General features: G+C 68.6%; 8 protein-coding genes and 1 pseudogene. 4 read left to right on the plus strand and 5 right to left on the minus strand.

The window, feature by feature from the left end:
- Nucleotides 1–117, minus strand: a pseudogene (locus MIC448_RS16410) (threonylcarbamoyl-AMP synthase); the annotation flags it as partial.
- A 51-nt stretch (nt 118–168) separates the two neighbouring features.
- Nucleotides 169–1,056 (minus strand): peptide chain release factor N(5)-glutamine methyltransferase, encoded by an 888-nt coding sequence (gene prmC, locus MIC448_RS09605; protein ID WP_036298816.1) that lies wholly within the window; start codon nt 1,054–1,056, stop codon nt 169–171.
- A 169-nt stretch (nt 1,057–1,225) separates the two neighbouring features.
- Here prmC and cysK point away from each other — a divergent pair, with 169 nt between their 5' ends.
- The 4 genes from cysK (at nt 1,226) to MIC448_RS09625 (ending at nt 5,257) form a co-directional block, all read left to right on the plus strand.
- Nucleotides 1,226–2,164 carry a cysteine synthase A gene (gene cysK, locus MIC448_RS09610; RefSeq protein WP_036298831.1) on the plus strand — a complete coding sequence of 313 codons (939 nt, stop codon included), beginning with the start codon at nt 1,226–1,228 and terminating at the stop codon, nt 2,162–2,164.
- 1 nt (nt 2,165) lies between these two features.
- Nucleotides 2,166–2,744, plus strand: a complete 579-nt coding sequence (gene epsC / locus MIC448_RS09615) for a serine O-acetyltransferase EpsC (RefSeq protein ID WP_036298818.1) — start codon at nt 2,166–2,168, stop codon at nt 2,742–2,744.
- A 192-nt stretch (nt 2,745–2,936) separates the two neighbouring features.
- Nucleotides 2,937–3,680, plus strand: coding sequence for an ABC transporter ATP-binding protein (locus MIC448_RS09620; RefSeq protein WP_036298820.1), 744 nt, complete (start codon nt 2,937–2,939; stop codon nt 3,678–3,680).
- A complete protein-coding gene (locus tag MIC448_RS09625) occupies nt 3,662–5,257 on the plus strand; it encodes a hypothetical protein (protein WP_036298826.1) in 1,596 nt (531 codons plus the stop codon). Before MIC448_RS09620 ends, MIC448_RS09625 begins: the two co-directional genes overlap by 19 nt.
- Nucleotides 5,258–5,273: 16 nt before the next feature.
- Here MIC448_RS09625 and MIC448_RS09630 read toward each other — a convergent pair whose 3' ends face one another.
- The 3 genes from MIC448_RS09630 to prfA all read right to left on the minus strand — a co-directional run.
- A complete protein-coding gene (locus MIC448_RS09630) occupies nt 5,274–5,681 on the minus strand; it encodes a phage holin family protein (RefSeq protein WP_036298833.1) in 408 nt (135 codons plus the stop codon).
- Between the two features lie 112 nt (nt 5,682–5,793).
- Nucleotides 5,794–6,762, minus strand: coding sequence for an endonuclease domain-containing protein (locus MIC448_RS09635; RefSeq protein WP_036298828.1), 969 nt, complete (start codon nt 6,760–6,762; stop codon nt 5,794–5,796).
- A gap of 179 nt (nt 6,763–6,941) precedes the next feature.
- Nucleotides 6,942–7,973, minus strand: a 1,032-nt coding sequence (gene prfA, locus MIC448_RS09640) for a peptide chain release factor 1 (protein WP_036298830.1), incomplete at its 5' end; no start/stop codon positions are given.

The following is a 7,973-nucleotide window of genomic DNA, read 5'->3' on the forward strand; positions in this document are numbered from 1 at the left end:
GCCGTAGACCGTGTCGGTCGGCAGCACCACGAGTTCGCCAAGCGCGATCGAACGTCGTGCGTGCCGCAGGCCCGCGAGGAGCTGCGCCTCGTCGCGGCAGTCGAAGATGTCGGACATGTCCCGCCAAGTCTACGGCGGGCACGGGAGTTCCCCTTCTCCGCGCGAGGGTCAGGGGCGCAGCGCGGTCGTCGCGCGGTCGCGCATCGTCAGATCCGGATGCGTCGCTGCCGCGCGCCATCCGTCCGCCGTCAGGATGTCGCCCCCCGCCGCCCCCTGCCACTCGCCGTGCTCGATCACGACCGTGCCGCCCGGATGCGCGAGGCGCAGGGCGGCTCGGCTCACGCGGCGCACCACGTCGAGGCCGTCGGGCCCACCATAGAGCGCGGTCTCGGGGTCGTGGAAGCGGACCTCAGGGTCGCGCGGGATCGCATCGTCCGGCACGTACGGGGGGTTCGAGACGACGACATCGACCGTGCCATCGAGCTCGGGCAGAGCCGTATCGAGGTCACCGCGGATGATGCGCGCGTTGGTCGCTCCGACGAACTCCGCGTTGCCCTTCGCCCAGATGAAGGCGTCCGGCGACTTCTCGACACCGTAGACCGTCGCGTGCGGCACCTCTGTCGCAAGCGCCAAGGCCAGCGCACCGCTCCCCGTGCCGAGGTCGACGGCGACCGGCGAGGGCGTTGCCGCGGCCCCCAGGGAATCGATCGCGAACTGCGCGACGATCTCCGTCTCGGGCCGGGGCACGAAAACCCCGGGACCGACCTGCAACACCAGTCGGCGGAACGGGGCGAGCCCGGTGAGGTGCTGGAGGGGAACCCGCGCGGCGCGGCGCTCGACGAATGCCTCGAATGCCAAGGCATCCTCACTCTGGATCGCATCACCCCGGATGCTCGCAGCCTGCACTCCCCCGCGACTCGTGCCGAGCACGTGTGCGGCGAGCAGCTCCACGTCGACGCCGGGATCGGCAATGCCCGCCGCGGCGAGCCGTTGCGCGGCCTCCTGCAGGACGGTCGCGAGCGCGCGCGGAGAAGCGGGGTGTTCGGAGGAAGCCATGAGCGCCCCCACATTACCGGGGGCCGTCCTCCCGGGCCGCGGATCCGCGGATTCGTCACAATCGAGCCGAGCTGGATGGGCCTCGCCTAGGCTCGTGGAGTGCGTCGATGACGACGCCGGAGCTTCGATCCATTCCGCGACATCCCGTGACATCCCGAAAGGCACGCCCATGGCCGGCATCCACTCAGACATCACGTCCGCATTCGGAAACACCCCCCTCGTCCGGTTGAACCGAGTCACCGAAGGACTCGGCGGCGTCGTGCTCGCGAAGCTGGAGTTCTACAACCCGGTCTCGAGTGTCAAGGACCGCCTGGGCATCGCGATCGTCGACGCGGCCGAGGCATCCGGCGAACTGAAGCCCGGCGGAACCATCGTGGAGTCCACCAGCGGCAACACGGGCATCGCCCTCGCCATGGTGGGCGCCGCCCGCGGATACAAGGTCATTCTGACGATGCCCGCCTCGATGTCCAAAGAGCGGCGCCTGCTGCTGAAGGCGTTCGGCGCCGAGCTCGTGCTCACCGACCCCACGAAGGGGATGTCGGAAGCCGTCAACATCGCCAAGCAGATCGTCGCCGACACCCCGGGCGCGATCTGGGCCCGCCAGTTCGAGAACGAGGCCAACCCCGCCATCCACCGCAAGACGACCGCGGAGGAGATCCTGCACGACACGGATGGCGACATCGGATACTTCGTGGCCGGCATCGGCACGGGCGGCACCATCACGGGCGTCGGTCAGGTGCTGAAGGAGCGCGTCCCGGGCGTGCAGATCGTGGCCGTCGAGCCCGCCGACTCCCCCATCCTGACGAAGGGCCACCCCGGCCCCCACAAGATCCAGGGCATCGGCCCGAACTTCGTGCCCGAGATCCTCGACCGCGACGTCATCGACGAGGTCATCGACGTCTCGTTCGAAGACACCCTCGAGGTCGCGCGCAAGGTGGCGACCGACGAGGGCATCCTGGTCGGCATGTCCAGCGGCGCGGCCATCTGGGCAGCCCTGCAGATCGCGGGGCGCCCCGAGGCCGCGGGCAAGAACATCGTCGTGATCGTCCCCTCGGCGGGCGAGCGCTACCTCTCCACCGCTCTGTACGAGCACCTGCGCGAGGAGTGACGTGGTCCTGCGTTCCGTCTGGCTGACGATACGAGAGGATGTCGCAGCCGCTCGTCTGCGGGATCCCGCCGCGCGCGGGGACCTCGAGATCGGACTGCTCTACCCGGGTCTGCATGCCGTTTGGGCCTATCGCATCCATCACCGTCTGTGGGTGCGCGGCGCGAAGTTCCTGGCGCGCGCGCTGTCGCAGGTGACACGCTGGCTGACCGGCATCGAGATCCACCCCGGCGCGCAGCTCGGGCGCCGCTTCTTCATCGACCACGGCATGGGTGTTGTGATCGGTGAAACCGTCGAAGCAGGCGACGACGTCATGTTGTACCACGGCGTCACGCTCGGCGGCCGTCAGCGCGAGGGCGGCAAGCGCCACCCCACGCTCGGCGACCGCGTGGTCGTCGGGGCGGGCGCGAAGATCCTCGGACCCGTCGTCATCGGCGACGACTCGGCGGTCGGAGCGAACGCCGTCGTGACCCGAGATGCGCCGGCGAACTCGGTGCTCGTCGGCATCCCGGCGAAGGCGCGTGCGCGCCGTCCGGGCGAGGATACGCGGGCGCTTCTGACGGCCCCCGAATACTCGATCTGACGCGGCGAAGCACGAGCGCCGCGAACGGTTGCCCCGCGCGGCGCATCCGTGCGATCGCCGGGCCGGCGGGCGGCGCGACACACCGGTGCGGCGATATACCAGTCACCGCGCCGGGCCCGATAGCGTGAAACGGTGACCTCGCCGACTCCTGCCGCGGCCCCGCCGCCACCATCCGCCTCGCCCGCTCTCGCCATGCAACTGAACGGTCTCGTCAAGCGCTTCGGAGAGAAGCTCGCGGTCGACCAGCTCGACCTTGCCGTCCCGGAGGGTTCGTTCTACGGACTCGTGGGCCCCAACGGCGCCGGTAAGACCACGACGCTCTCGATGGCCACGGGTCTGCTGCGGCCGGATGCGGGTCGTGCGTTCATCCACGGAGTCGATGTCTGGGCCGAGCCCGTCCGCGCGAAGGCCATGATCGGCAACCTCGCCGACGGCGTGCGCCTGTTCGACCGCCTGACCGGCGAACAACTCGTGACATACACGGGCATGATGTTCGGGCTGAGCCATGCGGATGTCGCGGCGCGCACCGCCGACCTCCTCCGCATCATGGACCTCACGGCGGCCGCCGGCACCCCTGTCGTCGACTACTCGGCGGGTATGACGAAGAAGATCGCCCTGGCCTGCGCTCTCGTGCACGCCCCCCGCATCCTCGTCCTCGACGAACCGTTCGAGTCGGTCGACCCCGTCTCGGCCGCGAACATCGAGGACATCTTGCGCGACTACACGAGGGGCGGCGGAACGGTGATCGTGTCGAGCCACTCGATGGACCTCGTGCAGCGCATGTGCGACCACGTCGCCGTCATCGCGGCAGGTCGCGTGCTCGCTGCAGGTACGGTCGCCGAGGTGCGCGGCGACGCGACACTGCAGGACCGATTCGTCGAGCTCGTCGGCGGCCGTCACCACACGGAGGGGCCCGAGTGGTTGCGACTCTCCTGAGGATCCGGTTCCGCGTCCTCGGCAATACGCTCTCCCGACAGCCATGGCAGCTCGTCGGATTCATCTTCGGCGCCCTGTGGGCCGTCGGCGCCGTCGCGCTCATCGCGCTCGGTCTGTTCTTCGTCGGCACCCTCGGCCTGGAGGTGACGCGGCTCGTCCTCATCGCGGGCGGGAGCCTCCTGACGCTCGGCTGGGTCCTCGCACCGGTCTTCGCGGCCGGTATCGACACGACGCTCGACCCGTCGCGTCTCGCGACGTTCCCCCTGACGACAACCCGGATGATGGTCGCGCTGACCGCTGCCGGTGCGACCGGAATTCCCGGTCTAGCAACGATTCTGGGCGGTCTTGCGAGTCTCGTCGCCTGGTGGCGGTGGCCGATTGCGCTTGCGGCGGCGGTCGTCTGCGTGCCGCTCGGCATCCTGATCTGCGTTGTCGTCTCACGGACCTTCGCCTCGATCGCGGCCGGATTGACGGGTGGCCGGCGAATCCGCGAAATCGTGTGGATGCTGGCGTTCATCGTGCTCATCCTCGCGGGTCCGATCATCGCCGGAATCACGTCGCTTGTGCGGGCAGCGAGCGGCCCCTCCAACGACGTGACCGCCCTGACGGGTGTGCTCGAGACCGTGTCCTGGACACCTCTCGCGGCCGCGTGGTCGGCACCGGGCGATCTCGCATCCGGGGCGCCTCTCGTCGCCGGCGCTAAGCTGCTCATCGCGCTCGCGACCGTCGCGCTGTTGTGGTTCATCTGGCACCGGACCCTCTCGGCGTCCCTCATCGCGCCCCCCGCTCGGGGCGGCCGCAAGGTCGCCGCCGGAAAGATCGGATGGTTCGGCCGCTTGCCCACCGGCGGCACCGGCGCGAGCTGGGCACGCTCGCTGACCTACTGGATCCACGATCCGCGCTACCTCCGTCAGCTCATCACCGTTCCGCTCGTGCCCGTGCTCGTGATGTTCTGGGCTCGAGGCGATGCGACGAACACCTTCATCGCATTCAGCGCCACCTTCGTCGCCTTCGTCCTCGGGATCGTGCCGTATGCGGATGTGTCCTACGACGGCAGCGCCTTCGGCACGATCGTCGCGACGGGTGTTCGCGGTCGTCAGGACCGTCTCGGCCGGATGCTCGCGGCCGCGACCGTCGGGCTTCCGCTGGTGATCCTCACCGCTGTGGTCACACTCGCGATCACCGGCGATTGGCATTTGGCGCCCGCGATCATCGGTTCGGCGATCGGCATGCTGCTGACGGCATACGGCGTGTGTGCGGTGAGTTCGGCCTACCTGCTCGTGCCCGTGCCCGCGGCGGGCGACAATCCCTTCAAGCGCGTGCCCGGAGCGACGTTCTCGATCTTCCTCGGCTTCCTGGCCGTCTGGATTCTCGCCGCGGTGCTCGCATCGCCCGAGATCATCCTGGCGATCATGGCCGCCGTGACGGGTGATGTGCTCTTCAGCTGGCTCGCCCTGGCCGTCGGCGTGGTGCTCGGCGTTGTGTTCTTCGTCCTCGGCGTGGGGATCGGCGGTCGGGTCTTCGACCGCACGGCGCCGAGCCTGCTGCAGCGCGTGCGGGCGACCGCCGGCAGCTAGATCCCGAAGAGCGACCTCAGGGGCGGGACTCGCGGGCCTCTACGATCTTCTTCTTGAGGAAGATCATGGGCAGGAACATGGTCGCAAGGGCCGTGATCAGCCACACGATGACGGGGCCTAGAACCCACGCGACAGCATCCGTGATGCGCAGGCCTCCGATCGGCAACAGCACGACGACGAGCAGCGCCACGAACGTCGAAACGATACCGATGCCGCCGAGCAGCGCGGGCGCATAGCGGCGGGCCATCTTGGCGATCCAGGGCGCGAGCACGCTCTGCAGCACCGCGAAGATCAGCACGCAGATCACGAATCCCCACCACTCGTTCCACTGGATCTGAAAACCCGGCAGCAGCCAGTCGGCGACGAGCAGCCCGAGAGCTGCGGACAGAACGAAGATGAGGCTGCGGATGACGAAAGCGATCACGTGGTGACCATATCGCGCCCGGGCCACCGCCATCCGCTGCCGTCCGGTGCTCCGCTGTCGCATATCGACGTTTACCGGGCCGCCCGAGGTCGATATACGACAGCGGAGCACCTTAGGAACGCTGGGCCAGCGCCGCGCATACGCGGGTGATGAGTTCGGTCGGCTGCGCGAACAGCATGGTTCGGCTCACGCGGATCACACGCCAGCCCGCGGCCTGGAGGGCATCGTGCTTGGCGAGGTCCCGGTTCCACGTCGCCACGTCGGTGCGGTGGTGATCCCCCTCATACTCGATCGCGATCTTCAATTCGGGATAGGCCAGGTCGACGCATCCGATAAACAATCCGTTCTTGTCATAGGCGTCGTAGTCGAGGACCGGCTCTGGTAACCCCGCGTCGCAGATCGTGAGACGTGTCCATGACTCGGGCCGAGACGCAGCACCTGTTCTGAGGAGAGGAAGGGCCGCGCGTAACGCCGGTCCGCCCACCCGACGCCCGGCTCGCACAGCCTGCTCGAGTTGATGTCGGCTCGCCAGGGGCGGTGGCATCTCGCGTACCCAAGGCCCCGGCATCCGCTGCACACGGATGAAGGAGTCACCCGCGGCGACGAGGTCGTACGGATGCCGCAACACAGCACCAAGCATCGCCCAGGTTGTGGCAGGGCTTGCGACGCGCAGCCCCGTATCGGGGTGCACGACGACGCGTGTCTGGGTGCTCCGCGCCTGATGACCGCGTACACCCCTGGCTCGAGGCAGCCGGTGAGGGTGCAGAACGCCGACGTGCAGTTCCTCGGTGGCCCCGAATGGCACCGCCGCGCCCCACAGGATCGCAGCGCTGCCGTGGCTGAAGAACTCATCGGACGTCATCCGCTCCGCATATTCGGACATCGCGCGGACAATTCGCGCCCGATGGAGCTCGCCTTCGGTTACGACGTCCGGGAGTCTGAGTTCCCGGCGCGAGCGCACACCGTGGAACGGGCGCCGGAGGTCGGACCCGCGCAGCCTGCCTTCTCCGATTCCGTTTGCACGAGCGTCGGCGGTGCGGAAAGCAAGCGGCAGGTCGTCGGGGAGCGGGATGCGGGGCATCGAGTCACTCTGTCGCCCGGGCAGCATCCGCAGCGCCGTCAACACCGCGACGGTGGAGTCCCGGGACCCAAGGGCCCCGGTGGAGGACGCAAGACGCCGCTCCGCTGTCGAACATCGACCTTCACGCGGCGCATCACGGTCGATTTGCGACAGCGGAGCGAGGTGGGAAGGGGCTAGCGTCAGGTGCCGAGAGAGGCCAGGCGCTCTTCCTCGTCCGCCGCGATGCAGGAGTCGATGACGGGGCCGAGGGCGCCGTCCATGACCTGGTCGAGGTTGTAGGCCTTGTAGCCCGTCCGGTGATCCGCGATGCGGTTCTCGGGAAAGTTGTAGGTACGGATGCGCTCGGAGCGATCCATCCCGCGGATCTGCGACTTGCGGGCATCGGATGCCGCGGCCGCGATCTCTTCCTGCTGCCGCGCGAGGATCCGGGCGCGAAGAACGCGCATGCCGGCCTCGCGGTTCTGCAGCTGCGACTTCTCGTTCTGCATCGACACCACGATGCCCGTAGGCAGGTGCGTGATGCGGACCGCGGAGTCGGTTGTGTTGACGGACTGACCGCCGGGACCAGACGAGCGGAACACGTCGATCTTGAGGTCGTTCTGGTTGATCTCGACCTCGTCGGGCTCATCCACCTCGGGGAACACCAGCACGCCGGTCGTCGACGTGTGGATGCGACCCTGGGACTCGGTCGCCGGCACGCGCTGCACGCGGTGCACACCACCCTCGTATTTCAGGTGTGCCCAGACGCCCTGGGCGGGGTCGGCCGACGATCCCTTGATCGCGACCTGGACGTCCTTGTACCCGCCGAGGTCGGACTCGGTGCGCTCGAGCAGCTCGGTCTTCCAGCCCTTCGAAGCGGCGTACTGGATGTACATCCGCAGCAGATCCGCCGCGAAGAGCGCGCTCTCCGCGCCGCCCTCACCGCCCTTGATCTCCATGATCACGTCGCGTGCGTCGTCGGGGTCGCGCGGAATCAGCAACCGCCGCAAGCGTTCCTGCGTCGCCTCGACGCGCTCCTCGAGCCCGGGCACCTCTTCGGCGAAGGCTGAATCCTCGCGCGCGAGTTCACGCGCGGCCGCGAGATCATCGGTCGCCGCGGTCCACGCGTCGTACGCGGCCACGATCCGGCTCAGCTCGGCGTAGCGTCGGTTGACGCGTTTCGCACGGCCAGCATCGGCGTGCACGGCGGGGTCGGAGAGTTCCTCCTGCAC

The sequence above is a fragment of the Microbacterium sp. C448 genome, from assembly GCF_000582705.2.
Classification (GTDB): Bacteria; Actinomycetota; Actinomycetes; order Actinomycetales; family Microbacteriaceae; genus Microbacterium; species Microbacterium lacus_A.